Genomic DNA, 16,772 nt, shown 5'->3' with positions numbered 1-16,772 from the left:
CAACTGAATAACTACCAGCCCGGATTCTGTTTCAATGCACCACTGGTTTTATTCATTTCTGCTCGTGGAATGGGGTATAAATACATGTTATCATTAAATACCTTTTTAAATGCGGGTAGTTCTACTACATTATAGCTGAAAGATCCGTTGGCATTTTTAATCACTTTCATCGCCTTCATTGGCTGAGCCACGATTTCCGTACCTTTTTTCCAGCGAAGAATATCCCACCAGCGCATATCTTCGAAAGCGAACTCTATGGCCCGTTCGTTTCTAATGCGCTCACGCATTTCAGATTGACTGAGCCCTGCTGGTAAAGCCGGCATTTTAGCCCGCAAGCGAATGGCATTCACTGCATTATACACATCAACAGTCGGCCCTGCTTGTTCATTTAAAGCCTCCGCATAATTGATCAGTACTTCGGCATACCTGTAGAAAACATAATTAAGCAACGCTGATGCTGTTGAGCCCGAACGTGAAGCTTCCGGCCAAAGCCTTTTCAGGTAATAGCTGGTTTTGGTTATGGAAGTAGCGGTACTGATATCAGTTCCATAGGTTACAATACCCTGGGCATTGGGTTCTGATTGCCAGGTTTGTAGCGCCCGCCCCTGCCAGGTGGTATTATTATAAAGAATGTTAACATAAAAGCGTGGGTCTCTGTTGAGATAAGGATTTTGCGGATTGTATCCTGAACTGGCATCGGTGATGGGCTTACCATTTGCCATTTCATAGAGATCAACATGGTTTTGAACAGGCGAAAGATTAGATTGTGCCCCACCAAAACTTGTAGGAATCAAAAAGTCGCTGAGGTAGGTACCAATAAATCCCCTTCCGCCGCGTGGCCAGATGCGGATATATTCATTAGAGTTGGCCAAGGTTAATACGTTGGCATAATTGGGCTCCAGTGAAAATTTATTTAAGTCTATAATTGATTTTGATGCGTCTGCGGCCTTCTTCCATTTCGCTAAATCGTTGCTGGGATTATTTAGCGGGCTGGCATCAAATAATAGTACCCTGGCCTTAAGCGCCATCACTGCAGCCCCCGTAGCCCTGTTAGATTGTGCTGCCGGATTGGGCCAGTCGGCATTGGTTAATGGCAACAGCGTGATGGCCTGTTCCAGATCACTTAAAATCAGCGCAAATGTTTCTGCATAACTACTGCGAGGAAGATCTGTAGAAGCCTCAGTAAAACCCTGTGGTTGTGTTAATATTACTACCCCTCCAAAGCGTCTTAAAAGCTCAAAATAAAAGTACGCACGCAGATAAAGCTGTTCACCCTTAATATAATTGGCGTTGTAAAGCGCTGTCCATGGTGTTTTATCCATGTTTGCCAGCATCAGGTTCGCATTTCTGATTCCACGGTACATCTGGGTGTAAATACCTGCTACATCTGAGGCTCCGGGATCTAAAAATTGTCCACTGTTCATTGCCGCCACTTCTATCTGACCATTATTGGCAATGGATTCATCCGTAAATTGTGAGGTCATTCCCTTGTACCCGCTCAAACGACCATAATCTGAAATAGAAAAGGTATAGGTGAAATCCCCAAAACGTGAGGCCAGCAGTGGGTCTTTAAAAACTTCTTCAAGGTCGCTCTGAATACCCACATCACGCTGTAAAAAATCCTTTTTGCAAGAATAACCAGTGGAGAGAAAAACGAAAAATAAAAGATATATGAACTTTTTCATGATGATAACCTTTAATTAGAGTGATAAATTGAGGCCAAAATTGAAAACCTTAGTGGTGGGAATAGTGGCAATAGAGGAGGCATAGGCATTTCCCGACAAACTATTTTCAGGATCTATACCATAGAAATTCGTCCAGGTTTTTAAGTTCTGACCACTAACGAATACCGTAAGACTATTTAACCGAAGTCTGGTTATCCATTTTTTAGGCAAACTATAACTGAGCTGTACATTTCGTAATTTGATATAGGAAGCATCTTGTAATATAAAGTCGTTGAGACTTTCGTTAGGGTTTGCATTCAAGCCCGGACGAATTACCGGCCAGCTGGCATTGGTATTACCGGGTGTCCATCTATTCAACATCGGCGCATAATACTGGTTAAGACCACCGCTTTGAAACACCACATTAGAACTTACATTCGTTACCGCATTAAACAGTGCCGACAATTGAAAACCCTTGTAACCAAACTGCATGTTTAAGCTTGCATTGTACTCTGGAATATTAGGATGCCCAATAGCCATTACATCCTGGTTATTGATGATTCCATCGCCGTTAACATCCTGATATTTAAAATCGCCGGGTATGGAAGGATAAGCGGTAATTTTATTCAGCGGACTGCTGTCTATATCCTTTTGATCTGCATAAAACCCCAGAACATGGTAGCCGAAATAGGTACCAATCGGCCTGCCAGTTACCCGCAGGTTTTCTGCAAGTCCGGGCGCTTCGTCCAGTACTCTGCGCTCATTTCTGGCATAACTCAGGTTGCCTGTAAAGGAATAGGTAAAATCTTTAATCTTATCCCGGTAAGTTACCGAAAGTTCATACCCGTGGTTATAATTAATACCATAATTGGTGCTTGGCACAGTGGCTCCATAAGTAGCAAAGCTGGTTGCCGAACGGGTAGTTAAAATATCCGAACGCTCATCATCAAAGAGGTCTGCTGTGATATTCAGCTTATCCTTGAACAAGGACAAATCAAGCCCGATATTTCTTTTTAAGGAAACCTCAAAGGTGATAAATGGATTGCCATATTGTAATTGGGTATAAGTTGGTGCGCTGAAGTTACTGTTCGGATTTCCAAACACTACGTTCGCCCCTGCCCCAAATCTATTCTGATAATAGAAACGGCTAGTACCGGGACTTGGAATCCCAACCCTCCCGATAGATCCGCGTATTTTGAGCATATTGATCCAGGTCAGTTTTTTCATCCATTCCTCGTTGGCCAGATTGTAACCTAGCGTTGCTGCCGGAAAAAATCCGTAACGATACCCTTTGGCATAGTTTTCCGAACCATTGTAAGTAGCGCTGGCTGTTAAAAAGTATTTATTTCCGTAGTTATAAGTGGCCTCCGAAATGATTCCCTGGTTGGCATAAGGAGCGGTAGCCGCAGCCGAGCCCTGAAGTTCGCGCTGACCGATTAGATTAGCACTCAGGTTATGCTTGCCGAAGGATCTGCCGTAGGTTAAAAATAATTGGAGATTCGTTTTGATAAAACCACTTCTTGAATAGGCAGGTGCCCCAAAAAAATCATTATACGTACCACCCACAGGCGTTAGTGCCAAAGTGCTTCTGTCCAGCTCGAGGTAGCCAATACTTCCACGCTGCAACTTTCCGGACAATTGCGTGGCATCATAACCAAACTGAGCCTTGAAACTCAAGCCCTGGGTTAAAAAATCAAGCTTTTGCCTTACTGTGAAAATCGATTCGGCGATATTGTTATCGGTAAAGGCATATCCTCCATAGGTTAGCAACGCGTAAGGATTGAAAGCATTTACCCCTCCCAGTCCATAATTTACGATGTGGTTGTAATTTCCATCCAAAGCAATAATTTTGGGATCGTCAGAATTGATATATTCCTTAAAAAACGGTGCTGCCCATGAAGGCATTTTTAAGGCGCGGCCAACAAGGCCTTCAATACCATTACTTACTACTCCGGCTGGATCGTTGTATTCACTCATTCCGGCAGGGCTGTAACGGTGTTCGTTCCTGCCTGCAAGATTGACTTCAAAATTGGTGGTCTTGGTTAGGTCTATACCTACCCTGGCCCTGAAGTTGTAACGGCTATAGCTTGGAGAGGTCGAATAATCTAAAGGGGTTTTAAACTCCTTAAAGTTTCCTTCTTCCCGCATGTGGCTAAAAGAAGTGAAGTATTTTACTTTTTCAGTTCCGCCAGAAATGGTTAAGTTTTGTTGGTTTTGCATCCAATGATCTTTAACCAGTTCATCATACCACATCACATTTGGGTAAAGCAGTGGATTGCCATTTCCAGCCTTAAAAATGGCTAAATCCTGATCGGTAAAGGTTCGCGACTCACCGACGTTTGACTGGCCTTCGCTTAACAGCGTGGCACTCTCATAGGCACCCAGAATTTCAGGACGGGAGGTTGAGCTGATAATGCCCAGATTACCAGAAAGCGTTACCCTGGCCGGCCCCTCCACCCCTCTTTTGGTGGTGACTACAAACACACCGTTTGCACCTTTTAAACCGTATAAAGCTGTAGACGAGGCATCTTTAAGGACGTTAATACTTTCAATTTCATTGGGGTCTATATCACCGAAGGAAGTCCGTTCAACACCATCAACAATGATAAGGGCTGTAGCTGAGGGTGAGACCTGTCCGCGGATATACAAAGCTGCACCGTTAATCCCCGGACGTCCGGAGGTTTGCTGTACCACTAAACCGGGAACGCGACCGGCCAAAGCATTATTAACATTGGTTACTGGTGCCTTTAATAAATCCTGACCAGAAACGGTACTAATGGCAGCAGTAACAGCTGATCTTCTTTGTGTAGAATAGCCGTTTACCACCACTTCACTGAGCGAGCTGCTTGTAGTGGTCAAACTTACGCTGATTACGCTGGTAGCGCCAACGGTTACTTCCTTGCTTTCGAAGCCAATAGTTGAAAAAACAAGCACCTGGCCCCGATTAACGTTTATCTTATATTTCCCATCCAGATCGGTTTGAACACCGCTAGTGGTTCCCTTTATTCTGATCGTTGCGCCCGGAATGGGTTGGTTCTTTTCATCCTTTACGGTACCGGTTATTTCCTGATACGGCAACATAGCGCTTGTAGTAACGGCACTGGTGGTTATGTTTATTGGCTTAGCGGGAAGTGCCTGTGCTTGACACCAAAATGCAACAACCACAAAAAACCAGCGTTTGGGCCTGAGGTTTAATTTCTTTATCATTTATTTGATATATGGTTAGAATTATAGGTTTTTAATACTTCCGCTTTTCGCGAATAATGCATCTTTAGGATACCATACACGCGTCCTCATAAATCCCCTAAAAGGGTTCAAGTTTTATCAGCTATATTTAGGAAAGGAAATAGGAAAGCATTGCGATAGCGTTTTTATTAAGTTTGATTTAGGCTTGTAAGCTAAACCTGGTGCCGGGGAATGCCGATTAAACAGCAGGGCCTTTTGAATGTAGTGGCTCGTAATTCAGATGTTGTGTTTTCCGCACTGGCAGTAGCCGGGATGGTTGGGAATTGGGTTTTCATACTTAGTTAGGTTTATTATTTGGTTAACACAAATCTATATGCTTATCTCCTTCAGAGGGTTCACTTTTGTACGGAAATGGTTTGTTTTTGTACAGATTAAGGATATCTGCAATTTATTTCCCCAAAGCTTAAAATTTGCAACTGAAACCAGCCTAAAGGAATTCGGTTTTGCACTCGCAATTATTTTACCGCTTCTTTATGAATTACGGTATTGGCCGCCACCTTACGAAGATATCGGGCAAATTCTTCCGATACCTTTTCTGGTTTAAATCTGATCCTTTTAATGGAATCATTAAAAAGGATGCTATACCAGACTAATCCACCTAAGTACTTCCCTGCATCGTTGGCATGGTTAGGATCGAACACCAGCTCGTTTTTATTCCAGAAGTACCCAATATTGATGGAATGGGTCTGATCTGGTAGATTTGGAGCTGTGGGCTGATGATAATTAAATGTAAGATCGGGTTTGAAGCCAAATTTCTTATCGTTGGCAACCACTTCGAAAGCATCACCGACAGGTAAAATTGGGGCATTGATGCGTTTTGCCAGGAGATGATAAGCCGCACGGGATTTCTGCCACATTTCCTGCTGGTTCTTCGCGAGTTTACCTTCGGATATACGCCCAAACTTCCTGGCATCGGCACGGTATGCCCAGGTTTGATGTATAACAATAAGGGCCTGAGGTTGCAGTGCCTTCAGGTACGCAATGAGTTTACTGGCATAAGGATAGTAGCTCGAAGAATCTGCTGAAAGGAAAGAATATTGCTGTATGGTAACGATATCCCAGTTCCCTTGTGCCAACAACATTTTTAACGATTTGCCATCATAAGGTTTTCCCTTGGGATCATCAGGATTGGCTTCTGCTTTTTCTACATAGCTCCAATGTTGTTCAAGAGAATGCCCTCCAAGTTCAGCGTGCCCTATAACGAGTGTTTTCCCTCTTTCTTTTGCCAGTTGAGGTAAAAAGGTGGATGCGTTTTGCGAAAAGCTGTTTCCTATAATAAATAAGCGTAATGTATCTCGCTGGTTTTGGGCAAAAACATCTCCAGCCTGGCAAACCAGCAGAAGAAAAAGAATGCTGAACCTTACTAAAGCCGGAAACCGTAATATGATATTAATCTTCATATTAATAATTATAATTTACCTGTTTTGACTTCCTCAGATATTCGAACAATTGCGTTCCTGCCAGCAAAAATGCGCCCACACCATAAACCTCTGTTCTACTGGCATTTACAGCATCCGGACTTGCGCCTATTGGCTGTACGTAACCCAACATACCATCTTCATTAACCGAAGATACCAGGGCTTTCCATGATTTTTCTACTACAGGAAGATATTGCTGCCATTCTAAAACTCCATGATTTAAGCCCCAGGCAATGGCATAACAAAAAAAGCCGGTACCGCTCATCTCCTTAACCGGGAAACTCGCAGGATCCAGTAATGAAGCATGCCAGCTGCCATCTGCCTGTTGTAATCCGGCAACCCTGGATACCATATCCTTATAGAGCTGAATTAATTTACTTCTATCGGGATGGTTTTTCGGCATATTCTCCAACACCTTTACCAGGCCAGCCAAAACCCATCCATTGCCTCTCGACCAGAATATTTTCTGTCCGTTTTTCTCTCTTTTAGTAAAGAAACTCTCATCTCTAAAAAACAGTTTTTCGGTAGGGTCATACAAAAATTCGGTGGTTTTCCACCACAGCTTAACTGCCGTGTTCAGATACTTTTCATCTTTAGTAGCAGTGCTCAGATAAGCCAGCGAAGGAGGCCCCATGAAAAGCGCATCGCACCAGGCCCACTCTCTTTTTTGGATATTATTTTTCCAGTTTAGCGGTTCGTCATGTGGCTGACTTAGAATACTATCGGCCTGCAAAATAAAAGGAGCAATCATCTTTTTTCTTTTGAACTTACTGTAGAGTTGCGCATAAGTTTGACCTACGCAATAGTCATCTGCATGAAAGCGCAAATGCCCGGTATTCCAGCCTAGCTCATCGCCAATATCCACCAGCGTTTTCAGGTAATGTTCATTGCCCTTCAGGTTACCAAAAGCAAAAATACCGGTGTAGCAAGCACCATTGGTCCAATCTGATTTCCGATGATTAAAACCTTTATTCTTCCAGGTATTCAATTGCCAGTCGGCCACCCGCTGCATCGTTTTAAAAATATTTGCACTTTCCAAAATAGAATCCCTTTTTACAGGTGATTGGCTGGAAAAGGCACTAAATACGCTACAACCACTAAATATTAAAATCAAAAGCAGGCATTTTAAATTCATATCTTTCATTTCTTAATTGATTATTTTTGATAAACCCTTACATAATCTACTTCAAATCTGGCTGGGAATGTAGTTTTTGAAGGGTCTCCACCCTGTTTCCCTCCTACGGCCAAGTCGAGTAACATATAATGCGGTTGTTTAAAAGGATTAATATGGGTACCATTCTGGTTAACCAGTTGGTCTAAGGACACCTTATTTAAAAGCTGGTTATCTACGTACAGCGCAATGCTGTTTTCGTCCCAGTCCATTCGCCAAATGTGAAATTGATTTGCCCAGGCCTGACCACCCAGGGAATCTATATTTTTCTCCGTGCTAAACCAGGCATCTTTTCGATCTGCCCCCATAAAGGCGATATTGGCGAGCAGCTTTTTCCGGTAGTATTCCATGATATCGATTTCACCAGTTGCTGGCCAGGATCCTTTAGTTCCCAATGTCCACCAGGCTGGCCAAATGCCATCGCGGATATCAATTTTGCCACGCATTACAAACCTGCCGTAAAGCCAGCTGTGCAAGCCCTGTGTTTTGATACTGGCAGAAGTATAATCGGCTTCTCTCCTCTTCTTTTTCCAGTCGCTACTGTTCTCCTTAAAATTAGGGTTTGCCTTTTTTTCTCTTTTTGCCTCGAGGATTAGTTTTCCGTTTTCACACCTTGCATTTTCCCGTTGATACCATTGATATTCTTCATTGCGCTCAAATCCGAGCTCGTAAGTCCAGTTAACCGGATTGGGTGCACCATTGCTGTTAAATTCTTCGGCCCATACCAATTTGTAACCATTGGCACGGAGTGCAGGAGGCTTAGGATATTTTTTTTGCTGGGCTCCTGCCGGTAAACCGATGCAGATAGCACAGCCCAATAATAAAGTTTGGAGTATATGTTTTTTCATGGCGAATAATTTATTGGTATCCATTTAAACGTAGAGGCATAAGGGTAGGAAATGTCCAGGCATAATCGTGTGTGGTATACATAATTGGCCGATATGGTGCCAGAAAATCATCAAATTGTTGTGAAGGGTATATTCCATTCATCGCCTCCAGCAGGTTGGCCGGCCAGAAGCCTGTTATGGTATGAATGGAGCCTGTATCCGGATTTTTAAAAAATTTCCACTCTTTAGGGTGTTGATTGTAGTACAACAAATAATCGAGCGCCTTTTTAAATGATGCCCCATCTCTCGAGGCCTCAAAAAGGTTTTCTCCCGTCTGATTATAAATTATCCAGCTGGATGCTGTAAGTGGTGCTAAAGAGAAGTAAGTATACCAAATGCCTTTTCCCTGGCGCTTTACTTCTTCAACCAGGTGGCCATCTGCTGCAATCTTATCGAAAACATCCTTTTTAATCAAGATGATGTTTTGTTGCATATCTTCCTGGTCTTCCAGATAGGTATCGGCCAGGATAGAGGCCAAACGAGACCAATCGCCCGAGTTGTTGTTCCGATACCGGATGCTGTTTGCTGCAGCACGAAATACATTTTTAGTCCACCATTTAAACTGCGTAACATCCTTGGGCTGCCATCTTTTATAGCCCTTAAGCAAATCTGCGCTGATCATTAAAGTGGTACCAGAATAGGACATCACCAGTGAACCATCCAGTTCAGAATACTTTTTATTAACAGACGCCCAGGCATTCAGGAAATAAACAGCCTTATCTGCATATTTGGTTTTCCCACTCAACTGATAAGCTAAGGCACAACTATAAGCCGAAAACCCATCAACCTGGAGTGCCCGGGAAGTTCGGCGATGTGTTTCCTTATCTGCATAAAATCCCGGAATACTGAAGTCTTCTACCGCATGTTGGGTCACCAGCAGGGCTGAATCTGCCTGGATTAACAAGGCCTTATAGGCTGATAAATAAGGCTCTTTTTTGTCTTTGAGCTGTTTTTTAACAAAATCAATCTGTTGTTGCGGATGCATCCCCTTGAGTTGGTGTTGTGCAAAAACTTTTTGCCCTGCTAGTGTACACAAAAGGCCGGTTGTGAATAAAATGAAGAGAAAGATTTTTAAACGATTCATGGGTTTTATTTGGTTAATGGTGGGGGCTTCAATCATGCAATATCCCCCTTTATAGATAGATGTATACTAAAACTGGCTTAGTAACCGCTATTGGCAGGGTACATACCCGGCATGAGTTTATTAACCGGCATTACTCTCTGAACTATAGCGCTTCTTATATTCAGACGGGCTGGTTTCAAATTGTTTTTTGAAGCAAACACTAAAATATTTGGCGTTATTAAACCCGGTTTGATAAGCCACTTCGGCCACTGTTAAATCTGAATGTTCCAGCAAATAGGCACTTCTTTTAAGTCTGATGTTTAAAATAAATTCTTTGATAGACATGCCCACAATATCATTGATCTTTTGGTAGAGAATTGTTCTTCCAGTATTCATATCAGACACAAAATCGTCTACTGAATAATTCGGATTGGCCATATTCTGTTCAATAAACTTCATGGCCTTAATCAGTAATTCCTCATCCATGGAAGTAATGGTCACATTAGAAGGATCGACTACCAGCCGCTTGCTGTACATTTCCCTCATCTCTTGCTGATTCTTCAAGATGGTATCAATCTGCTGAATAAGGTATTCTACTTCAAAAGGTTTATCAATAAAAACGGTTGCACCATGTTCCAGCGCCTTGATTTTATTCTGGTGTACATCGCCCATGCCCGAAATCATTACGATGGGAATGTGGCTGGTTTTAAAGTTCTGCCGCAAATGACTGCATACCTCAAATCCATTTGTATTGGGCATCACCAGATCGGTAATAATCAATTGAGGGTAGATTTTTTCAGCCTTAATAATGCCCTCCATACCATCGCTGGCTAAGTATACATTATACTTTTCCGATAGTCGGCGTTCCAGATAGTTTCTCAAGTTGGGATCATCATCAATTAATAATATGCTGCTAGATTTCCTCACATTCTTTAGTGAATGATCGGGTTCCTCGGCTTCTAAGAGGATATCGTCAATTTCCGAGATGGTATAATCGTATACATTCGACTGCATATCTGCGGAGCCTGCTTCTTTTTTAAGCGGCAGCATCATGGTAAAAGAAACCTTATTGGTTTTATTCACCATCCAGATTTTTCCTTCAATGGCATCTACCAGTTCCTTCACAATGGCAAGGCCAAGTCCCGAGCTTTCCTCAAAAGTGGGGCGATAAGAGGATAATCGGTTAAAGGATGTAAATAACGATGCAATCTGCTCTTCTGAAAAGCCGATACTGGTGTTTAATACCTCTACAGAGATATATTCGCATTCCTGTTGATTTGGTGCAGCACCTAACCGCAACTGTTCTTCGGCCGTAGATTGATAAATCTTTACGCCCACATAGCCCTTGTTTGAGGTATATTTTAAGGCATTGGAGAAAAGATTGGTTAAAATCTTTTCAATAATATCATAATCGAAGGCCACATATAAATGGTCTTCATGGGCGGTCATATTGGTTTCTATTTCCTTTTTGTTCGCATAGAGCTCAAAAAGGCCAAAAACATCGTGCACAAAACTGATAAAATCGCCAACCTGGGGATTTAAGGTCACCTTCTGACTTTCAATCTCCCTAAAACGCAGCAATTGACTGATTGTACGCTGTATGCGGGCTACATTCTTCTCAATTAATTGCATATAGCCCGTTGCCTGGTCATTTTTCTGAACAGTTTCTTTTAGCTGTTTCAGTGGTTCGAGCACCAGGGTGAGTGGGGTTTTCAGATCATGGGAAATATTTGTGAAAAAATCTGTCCTTGCCTGGTTTAAATCCCGCATATTCTGTTCTTTCAGCGCTTCTAAAGCCAGTCGCTCCTTAAAAACCTTCTTATTGGTATAATAACGCATGATGAAAAACAAGAGCCCCAGACCAATTAAGGTATAGATGGAATAGGCCCACCAGGACAAGAAAAACGGTGGATTTACATGAAAGTAAAGGCTCGAAATTTCGTTACCCCAGAGCCCGTCATTGTTAGAGGCCTTGATCTCAAAGATGTAATCTCCGCTCGGCAAATTGAAAAACTGAACAGCATGTTGACTGGTATACATTTTAAGCCATTTATCACTTAAGCCAACCATGCGATACGAAAATTGATTTTTATCTGCGGATAAATAGCTGTTTGACGAAAAACGGATCTCAATATTTGACTGATTACTGGAAAGTGAAATCCTTCCCTCCTTGTGATTGCTTAGCGTAGAAATATCTTTGGTTAATGGAGAATCTTTGGAGACATTGTTTACCTGTTGATTGTTGATTAATAAGCTGGTAAAAAATACCCTTGGTTTTTGTAAGTTTTTGTTGAGGTATTGCGGGTCAAAAAGTAAAAAGCCGTTTGTACCTCCAAATAACATCTCTCCATTTTTGGTTTTATAGGCCGACCTTAAATAAAAGGAGCCACAACTATTTGCTTTATAAAACCTGGCTTTTTCAAACTTTTGAGTTTTTTGATCGAAAAAGTACAGTCCTTCATTGGTGCTGAACCAAATATTCCCTGAAACATCATCTTCAAGAATACCAAAAACGATTTTAGGAGGAAAACCATTGGTACTATTAAAATTAAGGTAGCGTCCGTCCTTCTTTAAAATATTGACACCCCTCCCGGAAGTACCCAGCCAAAGGTCGCCGTTTGATGCTTCATAATAGCTGCAAAGGTGATTTACCGAATAAGGACCATTCTTGATCACGTAATGACGCAGTACTTTAAGCGTTTTGGGATCTGCAATATACAGGCCCTGATGGCTAACCAGACGAAGGTTTTGTTGTTGATCGAGCGAAATCGCCTCGATTTCTACATCTAAAGCCTGACCGTTTGCCCCAATAAGTTTAACAATCTCAGTTTCTGCAAAGGCCTGGTTTTTCTTCCGGTGGAAAAAGTTTTTATCGGGATCCGTCATCCACCAGGTACCTTCGGCATCGCGAACAAAATCATACACGGTTAAAGGCTGTTTGTTTCCAGGGAAAAGGATGTTGAGGTTATTGAAACGCTTTGTAGCCATTTCATAAGCAGAAATACCCCCATTGAAAGAAGAAATAAATAAGTTTTTTCGCTCGGGATCAAATCTCAAACGCTTAACCATGTTAGAATTGATGGAGTTGGCTTCAGATTTGGTAAAATGACGAAAAGTATCATCCTTCCGGTTCCAATAGTTTAATCCACCGCCCTCTGTAGCAATCCAGACATTGTCCAGATCATCTTCCTGAAAGCCACTTACCACCGGGTGGTTTAGTCCGCCCAGACTGGGTGTAAAATAGCGAACATAAGCATCATAAAGTGAACAATAAGCAATCTTGCCGCCATAAGTGCCAATCCAGGCACCCTGATCTGGGTCGCCGTAAATGGTCCAAATAGAGTTATTAGGCAGCGAAAAGGGATCGTTCAGATTCATTTTAAGCAGCTTGCTGATTTGGGTTTGCGGATCATAAAGCAGCAGTCCTGACTGTGTGGCTACCCACATCATGCCCACCTGGTCAATAAAGATTTTTTTGGCCATAGTGGTTTGGTTACCCGCAACAGCTATTGGGATATTTTTCTTAATTACACCTTTGGCATCGGTCACAAAAATACCTCCCCTTTGGGTAAGGAAATAGTAATCGCCCTGATAGGCCACCGCATCGTTCACCACAAAGGAGGTTTGTCCCAGATTGGCAAAAACTGCAAAGCGTGTTGTTCTGGTATCAAACTTGTACAGTAAATTTTCCTGAGAGAGATAAATATTTCCTTTCAGGCTGATAACACTATTGAAATACTTGCTGGTAGGAAGCTTGATTTTTTTAGAAACCCTTTTTTTCCGATCGTATCTGAACATGCTGTCGCCAGAGAGCATGTAAACATTACCATCGTTATGGAGACAGATGGAACGGATTTTTCCCGGGAGAATCAAATCAAAATTAAACTGCTCGTAGTTAAACTTTAACAAACCGTGATTGGTGGCCAAAAACAATCCCCCCTTCTTATCAGTTACCAGAGAACCGTAAGACCATTTTACCTTGGGATTGCTCTTTGAGGCCAATTCATTCAACTGATAAAAACTGTTCCCATCATACATAAAAACAGCATCCGGCCCAGTATACCAGATTCTCCCCAAACTGTCTTTGGTGATGCTCTGAATACCTCCGTAATACGATGTTTCGGGCATCACATGAAACCGATACCTGGAAATATCAATTGCAGCCGCACTTTTCAGCAGAAATGCACAGCAACAAAATAGCAAATAAGAGATTCTCCGGATATCCATAAGGTCAAAAAGCAGAAGCAGGTAAAGTCTTGAATTTTGAAATTACCATTAAAATTTTTTATCTATAAATTTATTTCGATTTCTATTTTATTTTATCTCAATAGCTTATTGGATTAACGGTTAAAAGGCTGTATCATAAATTGTAATTTATTTCGGATTTGCCACCTTGAACCTGTCAAAATGCTTTTAAGACCTTTAAAACTGGGTCCTAGACAACTTGTCCCGATTTTTATGATACAGCCTCATTTAAACTGCAATTATTGAACAGCTACATCCATGAGTTTCAACCATCCTGTAGGTGTTAGATCGCCGTTAACAGCAAGTTTTATCCCTGGTTGATTTTCTTTTGTGGTATCAACAATGGCTACCGCCCAGGTATAACCTCCCGCAGGAACCCCAACATTAGCCTTCAATTCATATCTGGCAGGGTTGTTTTTCAGCCACGTTGAAGGCTCGGCATTGGTATCAAGAAAAACTTTCTTCACGTTATTACTGCCATCAAGGAGTGCGAAAGCTACTTTGTATTTGAAATTCCACTGCGGAATGTTGTTTGGAAAGTAGCCCCAGCCCATGTTTCTCCAGCGGTGTGTAATAGTAGTTTCACTCCCGCTATTTATCTTTTCGGGCAGATATACCTGATCGGGGTACAAGCGATATCCCCCTTCAGAGATGAAACGCTGAGTGAGGTTGAAAGCCTTTGAGAACCAGGATTCGATATCGCCAATGCGGAAATCCATCATATTTACGCAGGCTTCGGCTGATGAGTCAAACTCGCCCTGGCGTACATCTTCAGGATGCCCCTCCCTGTATTTACCACTCGGGTCGATCCAGTAACGGTGAGTACCGCTGGTAATCCATCCACCCTCCATGATAACCGGACGTTTAAAATTCCAGGTTTTTGCAAAATTCTTTTCCCAGGTTTGATAATAATCTGTCATTCCGAATGCATCCTGACGAAGACTATATCCCTTATTGATCGCCATTTCCAGTAAACGGGTACTGTTGGCATTAACCGAACCACCACTAGCCGGATCTGCAATTAAACGATGATAAGTCATCATCAAAGGTACCTTGGTGAAATACCTGGCATATAAAGTTGTAATCCAGTCCATTACTTCTGTTTTATATTTTTCGGTATTGGCCAGCGTAGCAGTATTGGGATCTTCATATATCACACCGTGCCCCTCTCCCCATTTCCCAAGTCCATAACCATCAATAAACGATGTACGCTTGGGATCGTTGAAATCTTCGGCCAGCGCCTGAATAAATTTGGCATAGTATTGCTGAAAAACCGGGTCTTGTGGATAGGGAGATTTGCGATCTGGAAATTTACTATCCGCCAGGTAATATTTGGCACCTGCATCAATCACAAATTGCGGTGTGTTCAGGCCCTGATCCTGCCCATCGGCCACAAAACGCAAAGCAATGGGCAAACCTTTATCGTTTGCTGCTTTGATCATTTTATAAATGGTTGTGTTTGGATCTCTCCAGGCATAAACGCCGTTGGCTGGGTTAAATGTAGCCCAACTCGTACGGATGTAGCAAGCGGAGGCATAATCTATGGCCTTTACTTTTTTCCCAAGATCCGGCACATAGTACTCGGTATCCCAATAGCTGGCTGAACCAGAACCTGAACCATACATCACCCAGCCGTTTAACGGGTTTCTGAACATGGTACTTCTGTTATAATTGGGTTTAACCAATGTACCTTCGGCTTTGGTAATTTCTTCTGGTTCGTCTTTTTGGCATGCCAACACCATGATGCACATCAGGGTCATTGCAATTTGCGATAGGATTGATTTAAAATTTAATGTTTTCATCTTTTTAAAATCTTAATCTGATTGATAAATGATTCATTGATTTAATGGAGATCTATCTTTTTTCAGCGAGAATAGTCATATTACGCAGGTCGAGTATCAGCACATTGGTGCCTGAGGGAATAGTGTAGTATGAATTTCGCTGTGCACTTGTTGACCCTCCGGATAGCGTAGCAACTGCGCCCTGTACCAACGTAAGGTCTTGCGCAGTATTAGTGGCCGAAAGTGGGGCACTGAAGGCATAGGCCAGGTTTTTATTATTATCTGTGCCACCATAAACAATGAATTTCGTTTTCCCAACTTTTGCTCCTGTATAAACCAGGATTTGCGGGTCGGCTAAACTTACCCGGCAGTCCATTTTTATTGGCGTACCGAAACTGTTGATCGCACCGTGCATCCATAAGTCGGTAACGGTTGTGGTTTGAGCAACCAATCCATCGCCCGTCCAGTTTACCACTTTTGGGCTTAGGGCCTGCAGGGGCGAATAAATAGTGGCGGTTGCCTTTTGCATGTTTACCACTACCCGATATTGTCCGGCAGTTTCTATCTTCCATGAAAACGCCGTTTCCCTGGTTTTTACGGCCACCGCGCTACCATCTTGCAAGGCAGTGCTTGCATCGGCAGAAGCGATATAGTTGGTTGCACCTTTATAGTCTACCGGAATCTGTAATTCACCAGGCTGAAGGTTCAATACGTAAGCATACTGATTCAGGTTTTCGAGTGTCTTTGTCATTTCAATTTTGTTTATACCAGGTACAGCACTTCCTGATAAAAAAATCTTGTCTGCATCAAAAACGACTGCCTTAATTGGTGTTACTTTAATTTGTACGGTACGTACTTCCGGAGCCTCGAAAGTTCGACCCCCTTCCCATTGGGCAACTATCCTGAACTCTAAAGTAAATACTTTATTATTCGGGATTCCCCATTTCTGGCTGGCCCAATTCTGCAATTGTTCGGACGTAAAACTCCTGCTGAAAATCCCTTCATCCTCATAGTTCATAATTGCTGTAGAAGAGCCGAAATTATTCCCGACCACATCCAGCTTAGTGATGTAAGATACCAAGTGATCATCCGACTGCGGCCGGGCAGGTTTCCAGTTAAATGTGATAATGTTTTTAGACAGGTTGTTCTCGTCGAGCAAAATGCTTTCTGACGAAGGCATAATGGCCAGTTGCTCCTGAACTTTTTCGATATCATTGATGCCCTTTTTGCAGGCAACCATGCCCATCATCAGTAATACCAAAGGCACTATTTTATATAGATATTTATTTCTTTTCAT

Annotated in this window: 9 protein-coding genes; all 9 read right to left on the bottom strand. The window is 42.3% G+C overall.

From position 1 onward, the window contains the following. Positions 1–11: 11 nt before the first annotated feature. Positions 12–1,685 (bottom strand): RagB/SusD family nutrient uptake outer membrane protein, encoded by a 1,674-nt coding sequence (locus tag BMX11_RS16960; protein ID WP_090886408.1) that lies wholly within the window; start codon positions 1,683–1,685, stop codon positions 12–14. A 15-nt stretch (positions 1,686–1,700) separates the two neighbouring features. Next, on the bottom strand, positions 1,701–4,871 hold the full coding sequence (locus tag BMX11_RS16955) for a SusC/RagA family TonB-linked outer membrane protein (RefSeq protein ID WP_090886406.1): 3,171 nt from the start codon (positions 4,869–4,871) through the stop codon (positions 1,701–1,703). 494 nt (positions 4,872–5,365) lie between these two features. Further along, positions 5,366–6,310 (bottom strand): DUF4886 domain-containing protein, encoded by a 945-nt coding sequence (locus BMX11_RS16950; RefSeq protein ID WP_090886404.1) that lies wholly within the window; start codon positions 6,308–6,310, stop codon positions 5,366–5,368. A gap of 1 nt (position 6,311) precedes the next feature. Beyond that, positions 6,312–7,463, bottom strand: a complete 1,152-nt coding sequence (locus tag BMX11_RS16945; protein ID WP_217643860.1) for a glycoside hydrolase family 88/105 protein — start codon at positions 7,461–7,463, stop codon at positions 6,312–6,314. A gap of 20 nt (positions 7,464–7,483) precedes the next feature. Further along, positions 7,484–8,347: a glycoside hydrolase family 16 protein gene (locus tag BMX11_RS16940; protein WP_090886447.1), complete on the bottom strand. Its 864-nt coding sequence runs from the start codon at positions 8,345–8,347 to the stop codon at positions 7,484–7,486. Positions 8,348–8,357: 10 nt separating this feature from the next. Then, positions 8,358–9,470: an alginate lyase family protein gene (locus tag BMX11_RS16935; RefSeq protein ID WP_217643859.1), complete on the bottom strand. Its 1,113-nt coding sequence runs from the start codon at positions 9,468–9,470 to the stop codon at positions 8,358–8,360. Positions 9,471–9,590: 120 nt separating this feature from the next. Further along, positions 9,591–13,676 carry a hybrid sensor histidine kinase/response regulator transcription factor gene (locus BMX11_RS16930; RefSeq protein ID WP_217643858.1) on the bottom strand — a complete coding sequence of 1,362 codons (4,086 nt, stop codon included), beginning with the start codon at positions 13,674–13,676 and terminating at the stop codon, positions 9,591–9,593. Positions 13,677–13,933: 257 nt separating this feature from the next. Continuing rightward, positions 13,934–15,496, bottom strand: coding sequence for a DUF4832 domain-containing protein (locus tag BMX11_RS16925; RefSeq protein WP_090886400.1), 1,563 nt, complete (start codon positions 15,494–15,496; stop codon positions 13,934–13,936). Positions 15,497–15,548: 52 nt separating this feature from the next. Next, entirely contained in the window at positions 15,549–16,772 is a 1,224-nt protein-coding gene (locus BMX11_RS16920; RefSeq protein WP_217643857.1) for a SusE domain-containing protein, read from the bottom strand.

The sequence above is a fragment of the Pedobacter rhizosphaerae genome, assembly GCF_900111155.1.
GTDB lineage: Bacteria > Bacteroidota > Bacteroidia > Sphingobacteriales > Sphingobacteriaceae > Pedobacter > Pedobacter rhizosphaerae.
Note: the sequence above shows the minus strand (reverse complement) of the source record. Positions and strands in the feature narration are given on the sequence as shown.

Coding starts and splice junctions, on each gene's coding strand:
- BMX11_RS16930 (WP_217643858.1), bottom strand. CDS start 13,676: ATGGATATCCGGAGAATCTCTTATTTGCTATTTTGTTGCTGTGCATTT.
- BMX11_RS16955 (WP_090886406.1), bottom strand. CDS start 4,871: ATGATAAAGAAATTAAACCTCAGGCCCAAACGCTGGTTTTTTGTGGTT.
- BMX11_RS16950 (WP_090886404.1), bottom strand. CDS start 6,310: ATGAAGATTAATATCATATTACGGTTTCCGGCTTTAGTAAGGTTCAGC.
- BMX11_RS16920 (WP_217643857.1), bottom strand. CDS start 16,772: ATGAAAAGAAATAAATATCTATATAAAATAGTGCCTTTGGTATTACTG.
- BMX11_RS16925 (WP_090886400.1), bottom strand. CDS start 15,496: ATGAAAACATTAAATTTTAAATCAATCCTATCGCAAATTGCAATGACC.
- BMX11_RS16935 (WP_217643859.1), bottom strand. CDS start 9,470: ATGAATCGTTTAAAAATCTTTCTCTTCATTTTATTCACAACCGGCCTT.
- BMX11_RS16960 (WP_090886408.1), bottom strand. CDS start 1,685: ATGAAAAAGTTCATATATCTTTTATTTTTCGTTTTTCTCTCCACTGGT.
- BMX11_RS16945 (WP_217643860.1), bottom strand. CDS start 7,463: ATGAATTTAAAATGCCTGCTTTTGATTTTAATATTTAGTGGTTGTAGC.
- BMX11_RS16940 (WP_090886447.1), bottom strand. CDS start 8,347: ATGAAAAAACATATACTCCAAACTTTATTATTGGGCTGTGCTATCTGC.